The organism is Pseudomonas sp. JV245A (genome assembly GCF_032424515.1).
Lineage (GTDB): Bacteria > Pseudomonadota > Gammaproteobacteria > Pseudomonadales > Pseudomonadaceae > Aquipseudomonas > Aquipseudomonas protegens.
The window spans coordinates 1-292 of the sequence record NZ_VYKE01000625.1; the positions used below are offsets into that span (position 1 = coordinate 1).

Annotated in this window: 1 protein-coding gene; it reads right to left on the reverse strand. The window is 67.8% G+C overall.

What is annotated here, in order from left to right; translation table 11 throughout:
- A partial coding sequence (locus F6S12_RS33335) for an AMP-binding protein (protein ID WP_315870065.1) occupies positions 1–292 on the reverse strand: 292 nt, incomplete at both ends.

The following is a 292-nucleotide window of genomic DNA, read 5'->3' on the forward strand; positions in this document are numbered from 1 at the left end:
GGATCGGCGACAAAACGCTCGGCACTCATCCCCGGACGACGGTGATAACCCTGGGCCAGACCGGCGCCGCCGACATACAGCTCACCGGTCGCCCCTTGGGGCACCAGCGCCAGATCGGCATCGAGAATGTAAGCCACCCGGGCCCCGACGATGCTGCCGATGGGAACGCTGGCCACGCCTTCGGCCAACTGCTGCGGCGCCAGGCTGGCCAGGGGCATGACCACGGTTTCGGTGGGGCCGTAGGCGTTGAAGAACAGGTTCGGCTGGAAGGCCGCACGGATGCGCTGCAGGT